This window comes from Mesorhizobium sp. M1328 (assembly GCF_040318075.1).
In the GTDB taxonomy this organism is placed as follows: Bacteria; Pseudomonadota; Alphaproteobacteria; order Rhizobiales; family Rhizobiaceae; genus Mesorhizobium.
In genome coordinates this window covers 356,493-379,927 of record NZ_JAMYLO010000002.1, presented here as the reverse complement: position 1 = coordinate 379,927, position 23,435 = coordinate 356,493, and the positions used below count along the sequence as shown (strand labels likewise).

At 62.8% G+C, this 23,435-nt stretch carries 21 protein-coding genes; 7 read left to right on the top strand and 14 right to left on the bottom strand.

Annotated elements, in window-relative coordinates:
* Position 1: 1 nt before the first annotated feature.
* The 5 genes from NKH23_RS06350 to NKH23_RS06330 all read right to left on the bottom strand — a co-directional run bounded on the left by NKH23_RS06350 (position 2) and on the right by NKH23_RS06330 (position 5,404).
* Positions 2–1,066 (bottom strand): ABC transporter permease, encoded by a 1,065-nt coding sequence (locus NKH23_RS06350; protein ID WP_352713379.1) that lies wholly within the window; start codon positions 1,064–1,066, stop codon positions 2–4.
* The gene (locus NKH23_RS06345) at positions 1,063–2,607 is read right to left on the bottom strand and encodes a sugar ABC transporter ATP-binding protein (protein WP_292663146.1); all 1,545 of its coding nucleotides are present in this window, start codon (positions 2,605–2,607) and stop codon (positions 1,063–1,065) included. Before NKH23_RS06345 ends, NKH23_RS06350 begins: the two co-directional genes overlap by 4 nt.
* The gene (locus tag NKH23_RS06340) at positions 2,604–3,257 is read right to left on the bottom strand and encodes a DUF2291 family protein (protein WP_352713382.1); all 654 of its coding nucleotides are present in this window, start codon (positions 3,255–3,257) and stop codon (positions 2,604–2,606) included. The genes NKH23_RS06345 and NKH23_RS06340 overlap by 4 nt, the downstream gene beginning before the upstream one ends.
* Positions 3,258–3,370: 113 nt before the next feature.
* On the bottom strand, positions 3,371–4,312 hold the full coding sequence (locus tag NKH23_RS06335) for a D-ribose ABC transporter substrate-binding protein (protein WP_352466724.1): 942 nt from the start codon (positions 4,310–4,312) through the stop codon (positions 3,371–3,373).
* 264 nt (positions 4,313–4,576) lie between these two features.
* Positions 4,577–5,404: a phosphogluconate dehydrogenase C-terminal domain-containing protein gene (locus NKH23_RS06330; RefSeq protein WP_352713384.1), complete on the bottom strand. Its 828-nt coding sequence runs from the start codon at positions 5,402–5,404 to the stop codon at positions 4,577–4,579.
* Between the two features lie 331 nt (positions 5,405–5,735).
* On the opposite strand from NKH23_RS06330, the gene NKH23_RS06325 reads away from it, so the two are divergent.
* From NKH23_RS06325 to NKH23_RS06315, 3 genes are all read left to right on the top strand, one after another.
* Complete coding sequence (locus NKH23_RS06325) at positions 5,736–6,410, top strand: DUF2161 domain-containing phosphodiesterase (RefSeq protein WP_352713386.1); 675 nt, start codon at positions 5,736–5,738, stop codon at positions 6,408–6,410.
* A 150-nt stretch (positions 6,411–6,560) separates the two neighbouring features.
* Positions 6,561–6,986, top strand: coding sequence for a hypothetical protein (locus tag NKH23_RS06320; RefSeq protein ID WP_292663156.1), 426 nt, complete (start codon positions 6,561–6,563; stop codon positions 6,984–6,986).
* 66 nt (positions 6,987–7,052) lie between these two features.
* Positions 7,053–8,243 carry an NADH-quinone oxidoreductase subunit D gene (locus tag NKH23_RS06315; protein ID WP_353034362.1) on the top strand — a complete coding sequence of 397 codons (1,191 nt, stop codon included), beginning with the start codon at positions 7,053–7,055 and terminating at the stop codon, positions 8,241–8,243.
* A gap of 286 nt (positions 8,244–8,529) precedes the next feature.
* On the opposite strand, the gene NKH23_RS06310 is transcribed toward NKH23_RS06315, so the two are convergent.
* Positions 8,530–8,961 (bottom strand): hypothetical protein, encoded by a 432-nt coding sequence (locus NKH23_RS06310; RefSeq protein WP_352465792.1) that lies wholly within the window; start codon positions 8,959–8,961, stop codon positions 8,530–8,532.
* A gap of 476 nt (positions 8,962–9,437) precedes the next feature.
* Here NKH23_RS06310 and NKH23_RS06305 point away from each other — a divergent pair, with 476 nt between their 5' ends.
* From NKH23_RS06305 to NKH23_RS06295, 3 genes are all read left to right on the top strand, one after another.
* On the top strand, positions 9,438–10,406 hold the full coding sequence (locus tag NKH23_RS06305) for an HlyD family secretion protein (protein WP_352713391.1): 969 nt from the start codon (positions 9,438–9,440) through the stop codon (positions 10,404–10,406).
* Complete coding sequence (locus NKH23_RS06300; protein WP_352713393.1) at positions 10,403–12,016, top strand: DHA2 family efflux MFS transporter permease subunit; 1,614 nt, start codon at positions 10,403–10,405, stop codon at positions 12,014–12,016. Before NKH23_RS06305 ends, NKH23_RS06300 begins: the two co-directional genes overlap by 4 nt.
* 93 nt (positions 12,017–12,109) lie before the next feature.
* Complete coding sequence (locus tag NKH23_RS06295) at positions 12,110–12,280, top strand: hypothetical protein (RefSeq protein WP_352713396.1); 171 nt, start codon at positions 12,110–12,112, stop codon at positions 12,278–12,280.
* Here NKH23_RS06295 and NKH23_RS06290 read toward each other — a convergent pair.
* Positions 12,277–13,029: a metallophosphoesterase family protein gene (locus NKH23_RS06290; RefSeq protein WP_352713397.1), complete on the bottom strand. Its 753-nt coding sequence runs from the start codon at positions 13,027–13,029 to the stop codon at positions 12,277–12,279. The genes NKH23_RS06295 and NKH23_RS06290 overlap by 4 nt on opposite strands.
* Positions 13,022–13,834: a nucleotidyltransferase family protein gene (locus NKH23_RS06285; protein ID WP_352713400.1), complete on the bottom strand. Its 813-nt coding sequence runs from the start codon at positions 13,832–13,834 to the stop codon at positions 13,022–13,024. The genes NKH23_RS06290 and NKH23_RS06285 overlap by 8 nt, the downstream gene beginning before the upstream one ends.
* A 721-nt stretch (positions 13,835–14,555) precedes the next feature.
* On the opposite strand from NKH23_RS06285, the gene NKH23_RS06280 reads away from it, so the two are divergent.
* Complete coding sequence (locus NKH23_RS06280; protein ID WP_353015134.1) at positions 14,556–15,419, top strand: hypothetical protein; 864 nt, start codon at positions 14,556–14,558, stop codon at positions 15,417–15,419.
* A 59-nt stretch (positions 15,420–15,478) separates the two neighbouring features.
* On the opposite strand, the gene amaB is transcribed toward NKH23_RS06280, so the two are convergent.
* From amaB to NKH23_RS06250, 6 genes are all read right to left on the bottom strand, one after another.
* Positions 15,479–16,990: an L-piperidine-6-carboxylate dehydrogenase gene (amaB, locus tag NKH23_RS06275; RefSeq protein WP_352912608.1), complete on the bottom strand. Its 1,512-nt coding sequence runs from the start codon at positions 16,988–16,990 to the stop codon at positions 15,479–15,481.
* A 184-nt stretch (positions 16,991–17,174) separates the two neighbouring features.
* Positions 17,175–18,437, bottom strand: coding sequence for an RNA polymerase sigma factor (locus tag NKH23_RS06270; protein WP_352713407.1), 1,263 nt, complete (start codon positions 18,435–18,437; stop codon positions 17,175–17,177).
* Positions 18,434–18,808, bottom strand: a complete 375-nt coding sequence (locus tag NKH23_RS06265) for a YciI family protein (protein ID WP_292663532.1) — start codon at positions 18,806–18,808, stop codon at positions 18,434–18,436. The genes NKH23_RS06270 and NKH23_RS06265 overlap by 4 nt, the downstream gene beginning before the upstream one ends.
* A gap of 85 nt (positions 18,809–18,893) precedes the next feature.
* Positions 18,894–20,012, bottom strand: a complete 1,119-nt coding sequence (locus NKH23_RS06260; RefSeq protein ID WP_352713408.1) for a DNA topoisomerase IB — start codon at positions 20,010–20,012, stop codon at positions 18,894–18,896.
* 118 nt (positions 20,013–20,130) lie between these two features.
* Positions 20,131–21,015 (bottom strand): transglutaminase family protein, encoded by an 885-nt coding sequence (locus NKH23_RS06255; protein ID WP_352448166.1) that lies wholly within the window; start codon positions 21,013–21,015, stop codon positions 20,131–20,133.
* A gap of 7 nt (positions 21,016–21,022) precedes the next feature.
* Entirely contained in the window at positions 21,023–23,434 is a 2,412-nt protein-coding gene (locus NKH23_RS06250) for a circularly permuted type 2 ATP-grasp protein (RefSeq protein WP_352713410.1), read from the bottom strand.
* Position 23,435 lies beyond the last annotated feature (1 nt).

Below are 23,435 nucleotides of genomic sequence, written 5' to 3'. Positions count from 1 at the left end.
GTCAGCCGGCCTTTGCCATCTGCATCAGCGTGACACGGCTCTGCAGCCGGCGCTGTGCCTGGTCGACGACGACGGCGACGATGATGACGAGGCCCTTGATCACCATCTGCCAGAACGAGCTCACCCCCATCATCACCAGCCCGTCCGAAAGGATGCCGATGACGAAGGCGCCGACAATGGTGCCGCCGATGGTACCGCGTCCGCCCGACATCGAGGTGCCGCCGAGCACTGCCGCGGCAATGGCATTGAGTTCGAAGCTCTCTCCGGTCGCCGGATGCGAGGCCATTAGTTCGGACGAGATGATCAGCCCGACGATCGCCGCGCAGAAGCCGGAGAACATGTAGACGAACATCTTCACCATGTTGACGCGGACGCCTGAAATCCGCGCCGCCCGCTCATTGCCGCCAACGGCAAAGATGTGGCGGCCGAGCGGGGTGTATTTGGCGAGATAGGCCGCCCCTAGCGCAACAACGAGCAAAATCCACAGCGCGACCGGCAGGCCAAGCAGCCGGCCGGCGCCAAGAAAGCCGAACCCGGTGGTGCCGAGCTCCGGCTTGCCGACGAGATTGGGGAAGGTGCGCCCGTCGGACGACAGCAGCGCCAGGCCGCGCGCGACATAGAGCACGCCGAGCGTGGCGATGAACGGCGCAACGTTAAGCCTGGTGATCAGCAAGCCGTTGACGGCGCCGATCAATATGCCGACGGCAAGCGTGATCAGCGCGATCTCGAAGACGTTGAAATAGATGGTATAGCCGACCTGCAGGTCGACGCCGTTGAGCACGAGATAGCCGGCCACCATGCCGCACAGGCCGACGATCGAGCCGACCGACAGGTCGATGCCGCCGGTGATGATGACGAAGGTCATGCCCATTGCGAGGAATGCGTTCAGCGCCACGTGCTTCGACATCAGGATAAGATTGGCGGCCGAGAGGAAATTGGGGGCAGCTATCGAGAAGAACAACAGCACGGCGATCAGCGCGATGAACGTCCTCGCCTTCATCAGCGTCAGCAGGACCGAGCCGCTCGAAATGGAGTTGACCGCCGCCTTGGCTGGAATGTCAGTCATGCGCCTTGCTCTCCGTGCGGGACCGGTCCGTGGCCGAAGGCCGAGGCAGCGACAAGTGCGGCCTCCGTCGCCTCTGCGCGATCGAACATACCGGTCAATTTTCCATTGCTCATCACTGCGATGCGGTCGGACAACGCCATCACCTCATCGAGATCCGAGGTGGCAAACAGGATCCCCAGGCCGTCGCGCGACAGCTTGCGCATGGTGCGGAACACGTCGGCCTTGGCGCCGACGTCGATGCCGCGGCTGGGCTCGTCCATCAGCAGCACCTTCGGTCCAGTGAGCAGCGCTTTGCCGATCACCACCTTCTGCTGGTTGCCGCCCGACAGCGACGAGACTTCCTGCGCCGGATCGGCGACCTTGATGGCCAGTTCGCGCACCGTCTGGGTCACCGCCTGTCGTTCGGCGGCACCACGAATGTGGAACAGGCGCACGAACCGCGACAGGCTGGCCAGCGTCAGATTGCTGGCGACGGAGAGGATCGACACCAGCCCTTCGCGCTGGCGGTCTTCGGGGATCAGCGCCAGCCCGCGCCGGATGCGCCGCGTCGTGTCCCGCTCGTGCACCTTTTTGCCGGCAATGAATATCGTGCCGGTCGAATGGCCGTGGCGGCCCATGATGCAGTCGAACAGCTCGCTGCGTCCGGCGCCCATCAAACCGTAGATGCCGAGGATTTCGCCGGCGCGCAGCGACAGCGAGACGTGATCGACCGCAAGCCCGCCGGTGACGCGCGGCAGGCAGATGTCCTCGGCGCGGAATATCTCTTCGCCCGGCACATGGCCGTCGGCCTTGGCGAAGTCCTTGGCGTCCGAGCCGATCATCTGCCGCACGATCCACTGGGTGTCGACGTCTTTCATCTCCGCCTGGCCGGTGATGCGCCCATCGCGCAGCACGGTGATGGTGTCGCCGATGCGGATCAGTTCCTCGAGCCGGTGCGAGATGTAGACGATCGCCACGCCGCGCGCCTTGAGATCGGCAATCACCTTGAACAGTATCTCGACTTCTGCCGCGCTCAGCGCCGAGGTCGGTTCATCCATGATGAGAATGCGCGCATCGAGCGAAACCGCCTTGGCGATCTCGACCAGCTGCTGCTGGCCGATGCGCAGATCCTCGACCAGCATGTCCGGCCGGATGCCGGCCTCCAGGCGTTCAAGGAATTCCGCCGCGCGGCGCTCCTGCTCTTTGCGGTCGATCTTGCGGAAACGATTGGTGATCTCGCGGGTGGCGAAAATATTTTCGGCGACCGTCAGATTGCCGAACAGGTTCAGCTCCTGGAACACCATGCCGATGCCGCGATTCACCGCATCCCCGGATGACGAGAAGGAAACCTCCTCGCCGTCCAGCAGGATGCGCCCGAGCGTCGGTTGCTCGACACCGGCGATGATCTTCATCAGCGTCGATTTGCCGGCTCCGTTTTCGCCGACAAGCACGTTGACCGCGCCCTTGCGCACCTCGAAATTCGCCCGCTTGACTGCGACGGTGCCGGAATAGACTTTCGAGACATCCTCCAGCTTCAGGATGACATCTTGATCGCCGCTCATGGCTTCGGCCCGATCTCTGCCTCCGCCGGCGTCACCAGCGGCAGGTCCTGGCCACTGCCCGGCGTATAGGCGCCAAGGACCTTGACGCTGCGGCCCTCGAGTGCCTCGCGCGGCAGCTTGGAAAGCACGGTCTTGTCGGCATAGGCGTTGAAAGCCTTGCCGAACTGGGCGAAGTCGATCTGGTTGGTGAAATCATTGAACTGGATGAAGTCGAGGCTGTCGCGCAGCGCGGTTCCGCGCATGGCGGGGCCGATCTGCACCCGCGCGTCCGCCTTGCCGTCGCCATCGGCATCGACGTCCATCGTCGCCGCCCGTGACTGTGTGTTGGCTGCAACGATCTTGCCCTCGAGCCGAACGGCGAAGGTCCATGGCGAATTCGCCTGCTTCTTCGGATTGCCGTATTTGGCGCCGGCAGCGGCGGGGTCGGTCTTGGCCAAGGCATGAACCTCGGCAAACGGCCCGGCCTTCTGCTGTAGATAGGGTATCACTTTCGTCGCCCAGATGTCCTCGACCATCTTGTCGGGATTGAACGCGGAGCCAGTGCCGCCGTTTTCCGCTGACGGCGTCGGCAGGATCTTGCAGGCGGTCAGGCTGCCTATTGCTGCGAGGAACAACGCGACAAGGATCGGCCGGATCAGCGTGTTGAACATGTCGGCTCGTTCGGCATGGCGGTCAGGAGCACCCAGAGAAATGGAAGCAAGGGCGAAATGGAAGCAAGGGACGAACCGGAGGCTCGTCCCTTGCTGCTTGATGTTACGCCGGCTCAGTTGGTGAGCGCGAACGTCTCCAGCTTGGCGGCATTGTCGCCATTGACCAGGACGCAGTCCATCAGCTGCTTTTCTTCGGCGGGAGACTTCTTGTTCTTGATGAAGTCGTTGGCCTGCTCGACCGCCATCTGCGCCTGCGCGAAGGCCGGCTGCAGGACTGTCGCCTTGATGCCGCCGGAGGTGATCGAGTCGCGCACATCGTTCGACCCGTCGAAGCCGACGACGATGACGTCCTTGCGGCCGGCAGCGGCAAGTGCCGCATAGGCGCCCATCGCCATCGTATCATTGCCGGAGATCACGCCCTTGATATCGGGATTGGCCTGAAGGATCGATTCCATCTTTGAATAGGCCTCGGTCTGGCTCCAGTTGGCCGACTGCTGCGCCACCATCTTCAGGTCCGGATAGTCGTCGATGACGTCGTGGTAACCCTTGGAGCGGATGCCGGCATTGGTGTCGGATTCCTTGCCGACGAGCTCGACGAAATTACCCTTCTCGCCCATCAGCTTGACGAATTCCTGCGCGCCGAGTTGGGCGCCCTGATAATTGTTGGAGACGATCTGCGCGACGGCGACACCAGTGGCATTGATCTCGCGATCGATCAGGAAGGAAGGAACGCCTGCGTCCTTGGCTTTCTGCACCGCGGCGACGGTGGCGTCGGCGCCGGCATTGTCGAGGATGATCGCCTTGGCGCCGCGGCCGATCGCCGTGTCGATCAATTCGGACTGCTTGTTGGCGTCGTCGTCATGGACGAGCACCAACGCCTCGTAGCCGAGTTCCTTAGCCTTGGCCTCCGCGCCGACAGCTTCCGCCTTGAAGAACGGATTATCATGCGAGGGCGTGATGATGGCGATCAAATCCGCCGCATAGGCGGGTGCGGCGGTGCCAAGCGCCAGTATGCCGGCAAAAGCCGCAAGCGTCATTCTGCGTGTCAGTTTCATGTATTCCTCCCGTTGAAAATCCGCGCCTTGTCCCAAGGCTATATGCATTCGATTTCGTTAGCCGGCCGTAGGCGGCGGGTCGCGTCAGATTCACAAGCCTTTGCCGGCTTCAACTCGACGGATCGCTCCCCCTATCCCTCCACTCATCCAGCCCCTGAGCCTGTTGCGAAGCTTGACGGTCCGATCCATTGAACAGCTAAGCCAACTGGTATAATGAGTCAATGACAATTTCAGGTGATATGTTCCGGAAGACGCGTCGCGCCCTCAGGTGATGCGCTGAATGCTCGCGGCAATCTCCTCCGGCTCGAACACCCGCTTCCAGTCGTCGCGCATCAGCACCGGCTTGCCGAACTCTATCGCCTTGTTGCAGGCGTCGGAGAACACGCCTTTGGTCTCGCCGAAGATGACGGCGCCAAGCACGTTCATATGGCCAAGCAGGAAATCGAGCGCCGCCTGCTTGTCGACCCCGCGCGCCACCACCTCGTCGACCGCCTCTTTCATGACGACGAGCAGCGAGGCGCATACCGTTTCCGAAAGGCCGGGCTCGAGCAGCGCCATCTGATCGACAGTGACGCGATGCGAGCGCATAACCGGCGCCCAGATGATCTTTGCGATCGCCTCACCCTTGGCGAAATCTCCCTCCGGTCCCTGCATCAAGGCGCTGACCATGTGCTGCTTGGCCTTGACGCCGCCGAAATAATCCTTCTTGGCCGCCATGTCGGTCTCGTCGTTGAAGATCGGCGGATGGCACGGGTGGGTGACGAAATAGGTCAGGTCCGGTCGCTTCGGCAAATGCCCGGCGAAAGGTGCCGCGGCGTCGAGCACGACAACCATCGTGCCTGATGCAAGCTTGCTCTCGATGCTCGCCGCGACCTTGCCGATATGCGTGTCCGGCACCGCCAGGATCACCACATCGGCGCCATCAAGCGCCTCATCGGCGCTGACGGCATCGATGTTGAGGCCCGACTTAAGCCGCTCGCGGCCGGCGTCGCTGACCTCGACATGGCGTATCGTGTAGGGAGATCCGCGAAAATTGGTCGACAGGCGGTAACCCATTTTGCCGCCTGCACCAAACAGCGCAATCGTTGTCATGTGTCCGTTACTCCTGATTACCAACGACGGCCCTGCCGATCGTCCCATTGACTTGTATGCACATTGCCGCCGGCTGACGGATTAGAAAAGGCGGAAAGCCGCCGCTTAAATGACGTTCCCCTGGACGATGTCGTGGGCACCGTCCAGCACAGCGCCGCTAGGCGGAGCATGCTATATCAGGTACACATTATACCAGCATACCAAATTGGCAAGCGGCGTGGCACGGCTCTGACCAATTGTTTGGCCGTCGTTTACCTCCTGTTCAACGGCAAAGAGCGATCATCGCGCTGAACCGCCGATCGGCGGGATGATTCGCAGCCAACAAAGGCCCATGCTCGAAACGTCACTCTACAGCCCGGTCAAGACCTTCCTCGAAGGCCTGGGATTTATGGTCAAGGGCGAGATCGGCGGCTGCGATCTGCTGGCGCTGAGTGCCGACTCTCCACCGATCGTCGTCATCTGCGAGCTGAAGCTGAAGTTCAATCTCGAGCTGGTCCTCCAGGGCGTCGACCGTATGGCGGCGAGCGATGAGGTCTGGCTCGCGGCATGCGTGTCGGCCCGTGGCAAAGGCCGTGAGAGCGATGTGAGATACCGCAATCTCTGCCGTCGCCTCGGCTTTGGCCTGCTTGGCGTGCGGGCGAACGGCGAGGTTCAGGTGCTGCTCAGCCCGGCGGCATTGGCCCCGCGTCGGGATCCCCGTCGCCGCTCGAAACTAATCGACGAACATCGGCGTCGGCAGGGCGATCCCGTCGCCGGCGGCGGCTCGCGTGCGCCGATCATGACCGCTTATCGCCAGCAGGCACTGGCATGCGCCGCAGCGCTCGCCGATGGTCCAAAGCGGCCACGTGACTTGAAGCCCAACCTGCCGAACGCACCCAAGATCCTGCTGCACAACGTGTATCGCTGGTTCGCGCGCACCGATCGCGGGGTCTACGAACTGACCGCTCAGGGCCGTGAAGCATTGCAGCGCTGGCCGCAGCCCGATCGCAGCCACGCCGCTGCCTGAGACAGGGCAACGCCGGATTTCGCGCCCTGCTTTCCGCGACAATCACCGCTTTCGGCAAGACAGCAACCTCCGTAACGGAACCATATTTCGACACGATGGTTTTGTCGGGACCGAATTGATCGTCCGCTGAGCAAAACGGAAGGAACGGCCATGCGCCTATCGACGACAATTGTCACACTTTCGGCACTGGCCCTTGCCTCGCCGGTCTATGCGCAATCCGTGGGACCAGAGCTTGCCCCTGTCCCGCCAACGGCGCCGCAAACCCTGCCAGAGCAAGCCACGCCAGAAGGGGCCACTCCCGACCAGGCTACACCTGACCAAGCCTTCTCCGCCCAGAATTTCACCGCTGTGACAATCGTGGCGATGGAGGATCTGCCTCCTGAAATCAAGGCACAGGCGGAGGCCGTCGTCACCCAGACCAGCGCCGAGGATTTGCGCATCCTGCAAAGTTCGATCGACGCATCGCCGCAGGCGGCATCGGCACTGGCGGCGAACGGACTTAATTCCACTCAGGTCGTGGCGGCCAATATCGACGGCGACGGCACGCTGACGCTGATCATCCAGACGACGACGTGAGCGGCTGAAAGCGGACAAGCCGGTTCCGGCACGGAACCGAAGTCCGCCTGATCGCGGAGGACTGTCATGGCCGAGGCTGCAGTTCGCAACTTCACCATCAATTTCGGGCCACAACATCCCTCCGCTCACGGCGTCCTGCGGCTGGTGCTCGAACTCGACGGCGAGATCGTGGAACGCGCCGATCCCCACATCGGCCTGCTGCATCGTGGCACCGAGAAGCTCATCGAGTACAAGAACTACCTGCAGGCCTTGCCCTATTTCGACCGGCTCGACTACGTCGCGCCGATGAACCAGGAGCATGCATTCTGTCTCGCCGCCGAGAAGCTCCTCGAAATATCGATTCCGAAACGCGGGCAGCTCATCCGCGTGCTTTCCTGCGAAATCGGCCGGCTGTTATCGCACCTCCTCAACGTCACCACGCAAGCCATGGACATCGGCGCGCTGACGCCACCGCTCTGGGGTTTCGCCGAACGCGAGAAGCTGATGGTCTTTTATGAGCGCGCGTCCGGTGCCCGCATGCACGCGAACTATTTCAGGGTCGGCGGCGTGCATCAGGATCTGCCGCCGGAACTCCTCGACGACATCTGGAATTTCTGCGATCCGTTCCTCAAGGTCTGCGACAATCTCGAAGGGCTGTTGACCGAGAACCGCATTTTCAAGCAGCGCAATGTCGATGTCGGCGTGATCGGCCTCGATGATGCCTGGGCCTGGGGCTTTTCCGGCGTGATGGTGCGCGGGTCGGGCGCCTCATGGGATCTGCGCAAGGCGCAGCCATACGAATGCTATTCGGAGATGGATTTCGATATCCCGGTCGGAAAGCATGGCGACTGCTACGACCGCTATCTCGTACGCATGGAGGAAATGCGCCAGTCGGTCCGGATCATGCGGCAATGCCTGGAAAAGTTGCGCTCGCCCGAAGGCCAGGGGCCGTTCGCGATCCCGAACCGCAAGATCACGCCGCCGCCGCGTGCTACAATGAAGCGCTCGATGGAAGCGACGATCCAACACTTCAAACTTTATACCGAAGGCATTCGCGTGCCGAGCGGTGAAGTCTATGCCGCCGTCGAAGCGCCGAAGGGCGAGTTCGGCGTCTACCTCGTATCGGACGGAGGCAACATTCCCTACCGATGCAAGATCCGCGCACCTTCCTTCGCCCACCTGCAAGCGATGGATTTCCTGTCCCGAGGCCATATGATCGCCGATGTTGCCGCGATCATCGGCTCGCTCGACATCGTGTTCGGAGAAATCGATCGCTAGTTTAGCCAGGTCGCAGGATCTTCCCCGATCGCAGGATCATTCGTCCTCAGCAGACCGCGCAGGCAGGCCTGGACGGCGCGCGAACGCCAGTGGACGAAGGCTCTCACTTGCGGCGGGCCAACTCAAATTCTCACATCAAAGACGGACGCATGGCCGCGACAAGGCGCAGCCAAGCGTCGAGGAGTTTCACAATCTGCGCGGCCTGACGGGCCACGAGCCCTTCCAAGTTCGGAAGCGCTCTCCACGGCGCGGAAAGAACGCGTGTTCCGCCGTTCCTCGTACCGCGTCAATGCACGATCAAGCCCTTCATCCAGGCAACAAATCTGTTGCCGCGAACTATCCCGCGCACCCTGGCAGCGGCCCATCTCGCTTGCATCGTAGCGCCAACATGGCAATGGCAGACGATTTGGTGCAACTGCCGGTCGCTCAGTTCGAAGAAGCGCTTTGCCTCACCATAGGTATCGTCGTTGAGGCCCATGGCACGCAGAACCGGATCCTCGAACGCGACAGTGAGCGGCGTCCCAGCCCCACGCGATCTGTCACGCGCTTCCCTGTTCATATATTCGGTGCCTGGAAGCGCCCCAAGGCATCGCGTCGGGTTTTGTTCGAGAAGTTCTGCCCAACGTTCAATCCGCTGGTTTCGAGTCATCGCCGGATACGCCGCGAAGGACTCAACTTCCGCGACGGCATGCAGTTGGTCGAGTGTTTGATGTTTCATGGTCGGCTCCTGTCGACAGGTGAATTTGCCCACGCCTATATGAGCAATTATCGCGCCGTGGAGCGCTGACAAGGCCGGACCGCCGCAACATGAAGCGTACGGATCACCAGCCCGGTGAAGCGGCACTCGTATTCCAACGCGCCCGCGCCGGTGGGTCCGATGTCGACTCGTTAACCGAACCCGTTCCGGACAGGAACTTTTGCGGAAGCTTGCCGTTTGGCTTTGCGTCCGTTTCGGCGGCTGCAATATCAATCTTGAAAGCAATTCCGTTGGACACGAAGCCTCAAAGCGTCGAACACGACGTCGAGCCTGTAAATGAAACCCGGGAGCAACCGACCCCGGTTAGAGAATCTCGTGAGCGATCGGCAGGGCCCCGGCAGGAAAAGCCCGACGGGAATGCCTCGCAACGAAAGGCAGGTCTGCTCGGCTTTCCCAGGCGCCATCCCTATGCGGCCGCAGCCATCGCGCTTGCGCTGTTGCTCGTCGCGGCAGGCGTCGCGATCTGGTGGCTGAACGCCCGCCAGTACGAATCGACCGACGACGCCTTCATTGACGCCCGAACGGTGACGATCGGCGCCCAAATCGCCGGCCGTATCACCGAGCTGGCGGTTACCGACAATCAGCATGTACAGGCGGGCGATGTCCTCCTGCATATCGACGACAGCGATTATCAGGCGAATCTGAAGCAGGCCGATGCCGGCGTCGCCGCGGCCGAGGCCGAAATCGTCAATGTCACCGCCCAGATCGAGGCTCAAAACGCAAAGGTGAACGCTGCCCAGAGGCAGGTTGGACAGGCCAAGGCAGCGCTGGATTTCGCCAAGGCTGAGGATCAACGCAATCGCGAACTCCTGGCCAGGGGCACAGCAACGCAGCAGCAAGCGCAGCAGGCAGCATCGACGCTGCGTCAGGATCAGGCCGCGCTGGACAGCGCCGAGGCCAATGTCGCCTCGGCAAAAAGCCAGGTTTCGGTCTTGCAGGCGCAGGCCAGGAGCGCCGAGGCGCAGCTCGAGCAGGCCAAGGCCAGCCAGGAGCAGGCCCGCACGACGCTGTCACGCACGACCATCACGGCACCCGCAGCCGGGCGGGCAACAAGCATTTCGGCCGCTGACGGCACCTACGCCCAACCCGGCCAGGTATTGATGATGTTCGTTCCCGACGAGGTCTGGGTGAAGGCCAATTTCAAGGAGACGCAGCTCGACCTGATGCGGCAGGGACAGCCGGTCGACATCGACATCGACGCCTACCCGGACAAGTCCTTCCATGGCCGGGTCGACAGCATCCAAGCTGGCAGCGGCACTGCCTTCAGCCTGCTGCCGGCCGAAAATGCCACCGGCAATTACGTCAAGGTGGTGCAGCGCGTGCCGGTGAAGATCGTCTTCGACAAGCCGCCGGATGTGCTTCTCGGTCCAGGCCTGTCGGTGGTGCCGACGGTCAAGGTGCGATGAGCGGCGAAAGCGCCAGAAATCAGGGCGAAAGCCGATCCGCCGCCGGGACACACAATCCCTGGCTCATCGCCGTCGTCGTCTCCATCGCCACTTTCATGCTGGTGCTGGACACCTCGATCGCCAATGTCGCCCTGCGCAACATCGCCGGCAGCCTGGCTGCCGGAATGGACGAAAGCACCTGGGTGATTACCACCTATCTCGTCGCCAACTCGGTGATCATCCCGGTCAGCGGCTGGCTGGCAAGCGTCATCGGCCGCAAGCGCTACTACATGCTCTGCGTGGCGACCTTCACCGTCGCGTCGCTGCTATGCGGACTGGCGCCCAACCTGGAACTGCTCATCCTGTTCAGGGTCCTTCAGGGCCTCGGTGGCGGCGGCATGGCGCCAAGCGAACAATCGATCCTTGCCGACACCTTTCCGCCTGAAAAGCGCTCGCAAGCCTTCGCACTTTACGGCATTGCCGTCATCGTCGCACCGACGGTCGGGCCGACGATCGGCGGCTGGCTGACGGACCATTTCTCCTGGCACTGGATCTTCTTCATCAACGTGCCGTTCGGCATCCTGTCGCTGGCGCTGGTGCAATGGCTGTTGGTCGAACCGGACGTACTCGAACGCGAACGCAAGGAACGGCTGAAAGGCGGCCTGAAGATAGACGGGGTCGGGTTCGTCCTGGTGGCGATAGCCTTGGGATGCCTGGAGATCTTCCTCGACCGGGGCCAGCGCTACGATTGGTTCGCCTCGAATTTCATCACCACTTTCGCAGTGATTTCCGCGATCGCGTTCCTGCTGCTTATCCCATGGGAAATCAGTCGCAGCGATCCGGTCGTCGACATGCGCCTGTTGTTCACGCGCCAGTTCGGTACGGCCTTCCTGGTCATGATGGCGGTCGGTGCTATCCTGTTCAGCACCACCCAGATCGTTCCGCAGCTGCAGCAGACGACATTTGCCTACACCGCGACGCTCTCGGGCCTTTCGATGATGCCGGGCGGCATCGCCATGCTGATCTTGATGCCGGTGTCCGGATTTGTAGGCAGCATCGTGCAACCCAAATACCTGATCATGATGGGCATGTCGGTGGTCGCAGTGGCCCTTTGGCACATGACCTCGCTCACCCCGGACGCCAGCTTCCGCTTCTTTGCCTTTGCCCGTGCCTTCCTGATGGTCGGGCTGCCGTTCTTGTTCATTCCCATTTCAACCGCGGCCTATGTCGGCCTGCCCCCGCAGAAGACCAACCAGGCATCGGCGCTGATCAACGTTGCACGCAATATCGGCGGCAGCATCGGCGTCTCGCTGTCCAACACCGTCATTGCGCAAAGCTCCCAGATCCATCAATCGAACCTGGTCGGCCGCACCGTGCAATCGTCGCCCGCCTATCAGCAGGTGCTTCGGCAGGCGACCGAGCATTTCGTCGCCCATGGTTCGCCGCTGGTCGAGGCGAAGCAGCAGGCGATCGGCTGGCTCGGCCAGTTGATCGCCCGCCAAGCCACGTTGCTCGCCTATGTCGATGTCTTCCGCTACTGCGCGGTGGCAACCGCCCTGCTTGTTCCGCTGGCGCTGCTGCTCCGGTCAAGCAAGTCGGGCGGCAGCCAGCCGAATCCCGAAATGGGCTGACCGGCAAGTGCGACGGTGTGGTTTTCCAAAAACGGGCAAGCCGGGAACCAGCCGACCCGTTGCGTTGTTCTGCGCCAAGAGGAGATGATTACGATGGCCACTGTTCCCACACCCGAGCCGACACCGACCCCGGTGCCACCGCCTCCCATCCCAGATCCCAAGCCCGTGCGTGAGCCGGACCCCGACAGGCTTCCCGACGAGGACCCCATTCCCAATCCGGATGAAAACGATATTCCGCCAAAGCGGGCGTTCAACACCTATTAGATTTCGAGCATGGCGTAGGGGCGGCCGGTCGGCTTGGCGACATGCATGGCAACGTTATAGACCGGCGCCCCGCCCGGCGTGCGGCCCTCATAGGCGCCGCGATGCGCATGACCATGCACCACCGCGCTGACCTGGAACCGGTCTATTGTCTCGGCCAGGCGTGACGAACCGAGAAACGGGAATATCTCCAGCGGCTCGCCTTCGACCGTCTCGATGACAGGCGCGTAGTGCAGAACGACAAGCGTGCGTTTGGCGCGGACCTGCCGCATTGCGTTTTCAAGCCGCATCGCTTCGTTCACGCTTTCCGCCACCATTGACTTGATCGCTGGTTCGCCGAAGGAGCCGAGCATGCGCGATCCAAAACCGCCAACGAAACCCTTGACCCCAACGAACCCGACCTCGTGAATCTCTGTCGCCTCGCCGTCGAGCAGGTGAACGCCCGCCTGGCGCAGAATGTCGGTGACCTGGGCGACGGCGCCTGACTCATAGTCGTGGTTGCCAAGTACGGCGACGACCGGGATCGTGCAAGCACGCAGTTCCTCGGCAAGGATTTCGGCCTCCCGAGGCTTGCCGAGATTGGTAAGGTCGCCCGTCAGCACGAGAACCTGGGCTTCACGCGACATCTCGCCGAAAAGATCGCGGTACGAGGCCTGGTCTTCCTTGCCGACATGCAGATCGCCAATGGCGGCGACTTTGAGTGCGCTGCCGCTTTCCGCCTTTGCCGGAGCAGTTTCGAGCTCGTCAGCCATTGCTATGTTCTCCTTCACCGCCGACGTCGGCAAAGCCCCAGTCCTTGACGTCGATCTCATAGTCGGTTCGTGAAAGCATGCGCCCACGGCAGATTTTCATCCGGGAAGGTGGCAATTCGCGCTGCTTGGCCAGCCGGTCAAGCAGCTCGTCGAGCAGCCAGGCGGGTACGCGGCCCCGCTCCGACGGATAGATCCATCGGAAGTTCAAGAGATGCATCAGCAGAACTTCCCAATGAACTTCCATGTAGGAAAGCAGCCTTTGCCAGTCGATCTGGTCGTGCGTCTTGAGGATGGTGTGCGAAACGTCGGCGCCATCGTGGCGGCCGCGGTCCTGGATGAAACATTTGGACCAGACAAGCTCGGTGGGACCGATGATCCGCACCTGGCTGCCCAGCAATTCGCCCTGACGGGCGTGCTCCAGCCACTGGTCGTCGACCGGCATTGTGCCGTTCATTGAGGCGAAAATGACGTCGAAAAAATGCGTCCCCTTGAACACTTTGCCCAGCCACCGGTCGTCCTCGACCACGACGGCGTAGCCGATCCGCTTGAAATGGGCGAGGATGCGCGGGCAGTCGCCGGCCTTGCAGAAAATGTCGAGATCCTTGGTCAGGCGGATGATCCCGGTATAGGCGCTTACGGCATAGGTGCCGGCGACAAGAAAGGGGATGCCGGTCGCGACAAGTTCGCGGATCGCTTCGATATAAAAGACCTCCGCTTCGGCATTGCGAAGCGTCGGGGCGGCTTTTGGATCGACCGACGGAACGGATGCCGGGATGGCGCTTTCCGGTGGGGGATTGATGATCATAGCAATGGCTCCTGGCCCGGCAGACCAGCAGCCGCCTGTATCTAATAGCCAAGCACGCCCGATGGTTCCCGCCGCTGCGTGCCACGGCCGCTCTCGCCTGCTGCATCAGGCGGACACGCCGCCGTGACAGGCCTTCGAAGCGGTCATGGCTGTCGGCTGCGGCGGCAGCCATAAAGAGATATGTGAGCGGTCATTTTTGACGTCAAGATAGCAGCGCGGTCAGCCTCAAGCGCGTCGAGGCGAAGTAGGCCCGCTATCGTCCCCGGGTTCGGAAAGGATTGGCTTCAACATGGTTCCCGAGCTGTCGGAGGCACTGCGCACCCGGCGCAACAGCCACTTGAGCGCTCGTGGCCAGACCGACTCTGTTTGCCGGAAAGCTGCAGGCGGCGTGGCAAGAAGGCCATTCTCCATTTGTAGTTCCTTACTGTCTCAGTCCAATCAGCGTTCTTCAACGAGCAAAACTTGTGTTGGTTCCGCATCGCCATCGACGGTAGCACGGGCTGGCCAGGCGAAGCCACCATTTGTGGGTTCGAGCAGGCTAGCCTCGTGCGGCAAGATCAGCGCTCGCGAGATCAGGGTCCTCGGCGACCAAGTCACGGAATTCAGCTACTAGCCGGCGGGATTCAGCTCGTATCCTGATGCGCCGGCTCTGGACACGGCCCGCGAAGGCTGAAATTGTTACCGGCATTTCCAGTTGCAAATTTGGTTGGGCTCGGCGGGGATGGCGCTGGTTTCTGAAGACATTGCCGGCCATCCGGCATTGCGTCGCCATGTCCAGGCTCAGTCGCGGACGCTGCTCCAGACCTATGAAGCGAACCCGCGGCTGGCTTCCGTATTCGCCACGCAACAACGCTGGCTGATGGCCCATATCGGCCTTGCCTTGTATTTCGATCGAGAGCCGGACGATCATCGCAAGGGACTTACGTCTACACGGTTCATGGACGGCATCTGCCGGCATTCGGTGGCCAGCCGCAACACCGCCGATGCCTTCCTGAAGGAGATGCTGCATTACGGTTTCATCCGGCATCTGCCGATTAAATATGGGCGCATCCGCCCCTTTGAGCCGACCGCGGGCACTCTGGAGACGGTTGCCGGCTGGGTCATGGCCCATCTGAAAACGCTGGACAGCCTGGACGGTGGATCTCGACTGGCTGCATTCGTCGCACAACCGGACGTACTCGCCAAACTGCAGCCACTGGTGGCCGACGGACTGCTTTCGTCGCATGCCGTGCGCGAGCCAAGACAGACTTTTTCCTTGTTCACCTGGCTCGACAATGGCGGCATCGTCATGGATTGGCTGATGTCCGGCGTCGATCCCGATCATGCCGACCTGGACCGAATTCCGACCGGTGTCGTCTCAATCGGAGATTTCGCGAACTGGCTCAAGCTCTCCCGGACCCACCTGTCACGCAAATTGCGCGATGCCGAGGAACTCGGCAGCATCGGCTGGCTGGGCCAGCGCGGTCATTCGGTCATGTGGGTGTCGAGCGAGTTCTATCAGGAATACATGACCGCCCAGGCGGTCAAGCTCGCCATCATCGATACAGCCTTCGACAATTGTGTTGTAGCTTCCGACGGCAGCTGAACCGCGAGCCGAACGCCGTCGTGGCAGCCTTGGCGCCGCCGCGACGGAGGTCTGGCATTTCAATCGATGTCGAACGACACGCCCTGCGCAAGCGGCAGCGCCTTGGAATAATTCACCGTATTGGTGGCGCGCCGCATATAGGCCTTCCAAGCGTCGGAGCCGCTCTCGCGGCCGCCGCCGGTCTCCTTCTCGCCCCCGAAGGCACCACCGATCTCTGCCCCCGACGTGCCTATATTGACATTGGCGATACCGCAGTCCGACCCGTCGACGCCGAGGAAGCGCTCGGATTCCTGCAGGTCGCGGGTAAAGATCGACGACGACAGCCCCGCTCCCACCGCATTGTGCTCGTCAAGCACGGCGTCGAAGTCCGAATATTTCATCACATAGAGGATCGGCGCGAAGGTCTCCTCCGTCACTGGCGAAACCTGCCGCGGCATTTCGACCAGCGCCGGACGCACATAGTAGGCCTCGGGATGGCCGTTCTCGACCCGTATTCCGCCGGTTATCTTACCACCATGCGAAGCCGCCTCCTCCAGCGCCTTCTGCATATTCCCGTAGGCAGCCTTATCGATCAGCGGGCCGACCAGAGCGCTTGTCTCCAGCGGATTGCCGACCGAGACGCTTTCATAAGCTTTCTTCAGGCGCGGAACGAGCTGGTCGTAGACACTCTCATGCACGAAAAGGCGCCTTAGCGTCGTGCAGCGCTGGCCGGCCGTGCCCATGGCGCCGAAGGCAATGGCGCGGAGCGCCATGGCGAGGTCGGCCGTCGGGCAGACGATGCCGGCATTGTTGCCGCCGAGCTCCAGCACGGCACGGGCAAAGCGCTTCGCCAGCCGTGGGCCGACGTCCCTGCCCATGCGCGTCGAGCCGGTGGCCGATACCAGCGGCACCCTGGGATGATCGACCAGGATCTCGCCGACGGCGCGATCGCCGATCAGAACCGGCGCCAGCCCCTTCGGCGCATCGCCGAAACGTTCTGCTGCGCGCTTGAAGATCGCTTCGCAGGCGAGCGCCGTCAGCGGTGTCTTCTCGGACGGCTTCCACACCACCGCGTCGCCGCAGACCAGCGCAAGTGCCGCGTTCCACGACCATACCGCCACCGGAAAGTTGAAGGCCGAGATCACGCCGACGACGCCGAGCGGATGCCAGGTTTCCATCATGCGATGGCCGGGACGCTCGGTGGCGATGGTCAGGCCGTACAATTGCCGGGAAAGACCGACGGCGAAATCGCAGATGTCGATCATCTCCTGCACTTCGCCTAGACCCTCGGACGGGATCTTGCCGACTTCGATCGACACCAACCGGCCAAGCTCGGTCTTGTGTGTGCGCAATTCCTCGCCGAGCAGCCGCACCAGCTCTCCACGCTTGGGAGCTGGCACCTGCCGCCACGCCAGGAAAGCCTTGTGGGCATTGTCGATGGTCGTTGCCGCATCAGCCGGCGAGATGGTCTTCAGCGCGGCGATCTGCTCGCCGGTCACCGGGCTGCGCACGATGAGGTCGCCGCCCGTAAGCGCGCCCTCGGCAACGCCCAGTTTCGCCAGAAGCCCGGCCGTTTCCTTCGCAATCGTCATTTTCATCCCTTTCCAGATCCCGTCGCTCATATGGCGTCGGTCCAAGCCTTGCGCCATACCCGCTCCCTGCCGGTCGGCACACCAGGCGCTGTCATGGCGTGGCATTACGCGTTTCAGGGAAAAATCGCCACCCCGGCATGGTCTAAGCAAAGGTCAGACCGTTGAACCAGGCGGAGGCGTCGGATCAATGCGCCGTTTGCTTAGCGCCTTCTTTCATCAGCCGGTCGATATGCATGCGGATATGCGCTGCCTCTGCGGCCGTATTGGCAAGCGCGATGGCGCGGTCGAAAGCGACGCGTGCCTCCTCGCCGCGGCCAAGCTGCATCAGCAGTCCGCCCTTGAGGCCGAAGAAATGGAAATAGCCGGAAAGCCTTCCCTCCAGCGGCTCGATCATGGCGAGTGCGGCTTCCGGTCCACGCACCTTGGAGACCGCGACGGCGCGGTTGAGCGTCACCACCGGCGACGGCTGCATCTGCTCGAGCAGGCCGTAGAGCAGGTCGATCTCGTTCCAGTCCGTATCCTCGGGCTTTTCCGCCCGCGCATGCAGTGCGGCGATCGCCGCTTGCACCTGGTAGGGACCGGGCTTGCGATGGCGCAACGCCTTATCGACCAGCGCCAGGCCTTCATCGATCATCTTGCGGCTCCACAGGCTGCGGTCCTGGTCTTCGAGCAGCACGATCTCGCCGTTCTCGTCGAAGCGAGCCGGCGAGCGTGCATGCTGCAGCAGCAACAGCGCGGTCAGCCCCATGATCTCCGGCTCGGTCTGGAATAGCCTGAGCAGCAGGCGGGCCAGCCGGATCGCCTCTTCGCAAAGCGGCGCACGCGCCGAAGCCTCGCCGCTGTTGCTGGAATAGCCTTCGTTGAAGATCAAGTAGACCATGGCGGCGACGGCGGCGAGCCGTTCGGAGCGCTCGACCGCTCCCGGCGTCTCGAACGGCACCCCGGCGTCGGCGATACGCGCCTTGGCGCGCGTGATACGTTGCTCCATGGCGCTTTCACCGACGAGGAAGGCGCGGGCGATCTGCTTGACCGCCAGGCCGGAGACGATGCGCAACGCCACCGCGATCTGCTGTGTCGCCGGCAGGTCGGGATGGCAGCAGATAAACAGCAGCCGCAAAATATCGTCGCGGTAATGCGCCCCGTCCAGCCGCTCGGCGACGTCGCTCTCGGCATCTTCCAGATCGGAGATCTGATCCTCTTCCGGCAGCGGCGCCTGCTTGGCGCGCTTGCGCACCGCATCGATGCCGCTGTTGCGGCCGACGAAGATCAGCCAGGCTGCCGGATCGCGCGGAGGACCGTTTTTCGGCCAGTTGTTCAGTGCCCTCAGGCAGGCGTCCTGGAATGCTTCCTCCGCCGCGTCGAGGTCGCGGAAGTAGCGCAGCAATGCCCCCATCGCCTGCGGGCGAGCGGTGCTGATTGCCGTGCTGATCCAGGCGAGTTCGGTCATGCGGAAACCTTGGCGGGATTGAAGAGCGAGACCGGCCGGATTTCGTAGGAGCCGCCGCTCGGGTTGACCTCGGAAAGCTCGCGCGCGAAGTCGACGGCCTCATCGAGGTCGGCGCATTCGAGCGTGTAGAAGCCGAGGAACTGTTCCTTGGTTTCGGCAAACGGCCCGTCGATGACGATCGATTCGCCCTTGACCTTCCTCAGCGTCGTCGCCGCGGTCGTCGGCAAGAGCCGCGCCACCGGGCCAAGCCGGCCGGCCTGGGCATATTTTTCCTGCACGCCGATAAGCTTTTCCATGACGGCATCGTCCTGCTCCTTGCTCCAGGAGCAAACGACATCTTCAGAGGCATAGCAGAGGATCGCGTAGAGCATGGGTCGTCCTTTTCTTTATCAAAGGACGAAACACTAGGACCGATGCCGACATGGCGTCGACAAAAAAATACGCTCCGGTCCGGCGTCATTCCCTCGCCTTCAGCCATCTCAAGACCAAGGCTTCCTCGTCGTCGAGCCCGGCGATCGACCGTTTCCCTTTGTTGGCATCCGCCATTTCGTCGAGCAGCCGTCCTTCGGACCAGGCGCGGAAGACTTCCGGATGGATGTAGCATTGGCGACAAACCGCGCGTGTGTTGCCAAGCCGCTCGGCAACCTTGTCGATGACATTGTTCATCACCCGCTTTTGCTGCGCCTGGCTTTCCGGACGTTCGGTTTGCGCAAACAGCGACGCCGCATGAATGGTGCCGCCCCAGGTTCGGAAGTGCTTGGAGCTGAACTCCGCCCCGGCGTTATCCCTGATATAGCGGTTGACGTCGTCTGAGCGCACCGGACGCCTGTTTCCATCCTCGTCGAGATACTGGAACAACTTCTGTCCCGGCAGGTCCTGCGCTCCACGCACGATCTTGGCGATCCGGCGATCGACAAGCTTCAATCTCCATTCCTTGCCGGATTTGCCGGTGAAGGCGAAACGCAGGCTCGAGCCCTTGATGTCGACATGGCGGTCACGCAGCGTGGTCAGTCCAAAACTCTTGTTGTCGCGGGCATAGGCGGCATTGCCGACACGGATCATTGTGTTGTCGAGCAGCCAGACGATGGCCGCCACGACGCGCTCCAGCGGCAGGCCGTGACGACGCAGATCGGCGTCGATCTTCCGTCGCAATTCGGGCAGGCTTTCGGCGAAGGCGATGAGGCTCGAATATTTGACCCCGTCGCGCTCCTCTGCCCATTGCGGATGATAGCGGTATTGTTTGCGGCCGCGCTGGTCCCGACCGGTCGCCTGGATGTGACCGTCGGCATCCGGCGAGATCCACACATCCGTCCAGGCCGGTGGAATGGCAAGCGCCTTGATGCGTGCCAGCGCCTCCCCGTCGACAATCGGCCCGTCGGGTCCTTTGTACGAGAACCCCTTGCCCGAACGCAGCCGGCGAATACCGGGTTCAGTGTCGGTGACATAGTTGAGCGAGGCCCGAACGGCCGAGGCTTGCGCGCCGTTCTCCAGCGCTCCGTTCTGCGGCACCCCGTTCTTTGGTGCAGCTTTCCTCACAGCCGATCGGCCAGACGACGACCCGGATTTGTCCAGCATGTCCTCTCCACGGAATTTCCGTAGATAAGCCGCTTGCCGGCTGCGGGTTCCACCGCCTCTTGATCTCTTGGTTCCAGGACAGCCTATCGACACCGCCGTGCAATGAAGAGGTGCATTCTCACGCCTTTTCGAGCACGACCGGAATGACGTCGACCGCTTGCTCGCCGACCTGTCCACCAGTGGTTTTCAGCACGCCGACGATCGGCGCCACATCGGAGTAGTCGCGGCCATAGCCTACCGTGATATGGTCGTTGCTTGCCCGCATGCCATTGGTCGGATCGAATTCCTGCCAGCCGGCATCGCGCCCGCACCACACCTTGACCCAGGCGTGCATGGCGTCGGCGCCTTCGAGCCGCGGCTTCCCGCGCGGCGGAATGGTGCGCAGGAACCCGCTGACATAGCCTGCAGGGATGCCGAGGCCGCGCAGGCCGGCGATCATGATGTGGGAAAAATCCTGGCAGACGCCGCGCTTCAGGCCGAAGGCGTCGCTGGCCCGCGTCTGCACGGTGGTCGCCTCGCCGTCATAGGTGAAATCGCGGTGAATGCGGTTGCACAGAGCCATGGCCGTGCCGACTGTCGAACTGCCGGCACTGCCTTTCGCATAGGCAGTGATTGCCGCATCGATGCCGGCATGATCGCTGGCGGCCAGAAAGTGATGCGGCGAAGCCGGCGCCAGCGAGTGCACTGCGCCGAGTTCTTCCCTCAGCCGGCGTATGTCCGGCGATACGTCGAGCCCGGGCTCCGGCCGCGACACTGAAACACGCGCGCTCATCCTGATGTCGAGCGCATCATGCGCGTCACGAAAGGCGATCGAGGTGACACTGTTGCCGAAAAAGTCGGAAAAGTCGGAGCGTTCGCTGGGCGCCGGCACAAACGACAGAGAAGCGGCGATGACGCGCTGCACGCCAGGGATGGTCGGCGGCAGCACGCGGACCTGATGGCGGCCGCCGCCGGCCGCCGCATCATAGTCGTAACGCAGGTGAAGCCTGATGTCGTAGAGCATGCCGTCTCTACCCGAAATAGGCTTTGGAGAGGCTGTTGTAGAGCCCGCCGATTTCATTGGCGAGATCGCCGAGGGCCTTGGCAGTCATGTCCGAAGGCTCCTTGATGGCAATCGACGTGTTGAGCTGCAGGATTTCCTTGGCCGCGGGCGACATATGGCCTTCAGCGCCGACAGCGGGCAGCAGCGCGATTTCGGCCTTCAGCCGTTCGAGCTGAAAAAGGATTGAGCGCGGGTTGAGCGGATCGAGCGCCAGAAGGTCGACCACCGTGCGCCGTCCCGCCTGCACCGGATATTGCCGACGGTGGGTCATGACGCTGTCGCCGATCTCCAGCATCATGTCGAGCGCGCCTTCCGGCGCCTGGGCTCTGGTCAGCCGGGCGAGCGTGCGGGCGATCTGGATGCCGCGTTCGAGCCTGCGGCCGATTTCCAGGAAACGCCAGCCGGCAAAGCGGTACATGTTCTCGTGCAGCAGGCCGGAAAACCCGGCCAGCTTGCGCAGGATGACCGTCATTGCCCTTGTCGCGTCGTCGCCCGGCGCCACTGTCGCGGCAAATTGATGGATGGTCTTCGACAGATCTTTCAATGCCAGCCAGCCATCGGGCGAGAAGCGGTCGCGGATCTGTCCGGCACTGTAGACGGCGCTGTCCAGGGTGCCGATGAGCCCCAATGGGATTGCCGTCTCGACGTCGATGCCGAACGGCGCGAGATAGTCCCTGATATCGGCGAGCAGCGGCATCTCGGGATCGGATGTCTCGGCCAGCCGCACATGGTAGGCGCGCAGGATGCGCACCGTGTCTTCCGACCGCTCGATATAGCGGCCGAGCCATGTCAGGTTCTCAGCCGCGCGGCTGGGCAGGCTGCCCGGCAAGGTTCGGGTGAAGCTGTCGTGCTCCTGCGGCAGCAGCGTCTCGCGCTCGACCGGCCTGTCGCTGACCACCCACACATCCGCCGCCTGGCCGCCGCGCTGCATGGCGATGGCCGTCGGGTCGAGCGAAAAGCCGACACGAGCAAAACCGCCCGGCATCACCGTCCAGCCTTCCGGCGTCCGCGCCAGATAGACGCGCAGGCTTGCCGGCCGCGGCTCCAGCCAGCCGCCGACATAGACCGGGGTGGTCGATAGCGTCACCGCTTCCTGGCCGACGAAGTCGCCGCCGTCCTGTTCGATCCGGGCGACGAGCGCGGCCCGTTCCTCGACCGACAGCGCTGACCCGAGCTTGGTCGAGCCGTCGTCCTCGAAGGCAAGCCGTGTCGACAATGCCGGGCCGATCACCATGCGGTCGATATTGGCGAGCACATGCTCGCGCTCCGTCTCCTGCCCACACCACCATGTCGCGACGGTCGGCAGCAGCAGCTCCTCATTGCGCAGGGCGCGCGAAATCTTCGGCAGGAAGGCGAGCAGCGCGCGGGTCTCCATCAGGCCGGAGCCCAGTGCATTGACGGCCGAAACCGCCCCTTGCCGGACCGCTTCGACCAGCCCCGGCGTGCCGATCTGCGAGTCCGGCCGCAGTTCGAGCGGATCGGCGAAGGCGGCGTCGAGTCGTCGCCACAAGACGCTGACCGGCATCAGCCCCGAAACCGTGCGCACCATCAGCCTGCCGCCGGAGACGGTCAGGTCCTCGCCCTCGAGCAGCATGATGCCGAGATAACGGGCGATGTAGGCATGTTCGTAATAGGTTTCGTTCAGCGGTCCCGGCGTCAGGATGGCGACACGGCCGCCGGCTTGCTTGGCCATGCCGATCAGCGCATCGCGGAAACGGCGGAAGAAACCGGCCAGGCGGTGCACATGCATCTCGCCGTAAATGTCGGACAGCGCCCTTGTGGTGGCGACGCGGTTTTCCAGCGCAAAGCCGGCGCCCGACGGCGCTTGTGTGCGGTCGCCAAGCACCCACCAGCGGCCATCCGGGCCACGGCCGAGCTCGAAGGCGCAGAAGTGCAGGAAATGGCCGCTGGCCGGCCTGGTTCCGACGACCGGCCGCAAATATTCGGGGCTGGCCGCGATCAATCCGGCCGGCAGAATGCCTTTCTCGACCAGCCGGTTCGGTCCATAAATGTCGGCGATGGTCTCTTCGAACAGATCGGCACGCTGGACCAGGCCGGCGCTGATGTCAGCCCATTCCTGCTCCTCGATCAGCAGCGGCACATGCGCCAGCGGCCATTCTCGCTCATTGGCGCCGGCCTTGTCATAGACGCGGTAATAGACGCCGGCATCGCGCAGGTACTGGTCGGCGCGGGCAAAGCGCTGGGCAAGTTTTTCCGGCCCCAGGTCCTCCAGTGCCTCGATGAAGTGCCGCCAGGCCGGCCGCGGATTGCCCGACGCATCGACCATCTCGTCGACGACGCCGTCGATCGGCTGGTAGTGCTCCAGCAGACTGTGGGTTTGCGGCTTGCTGCGCAGCCTTTTGTGATTCCCCTTCGCCATT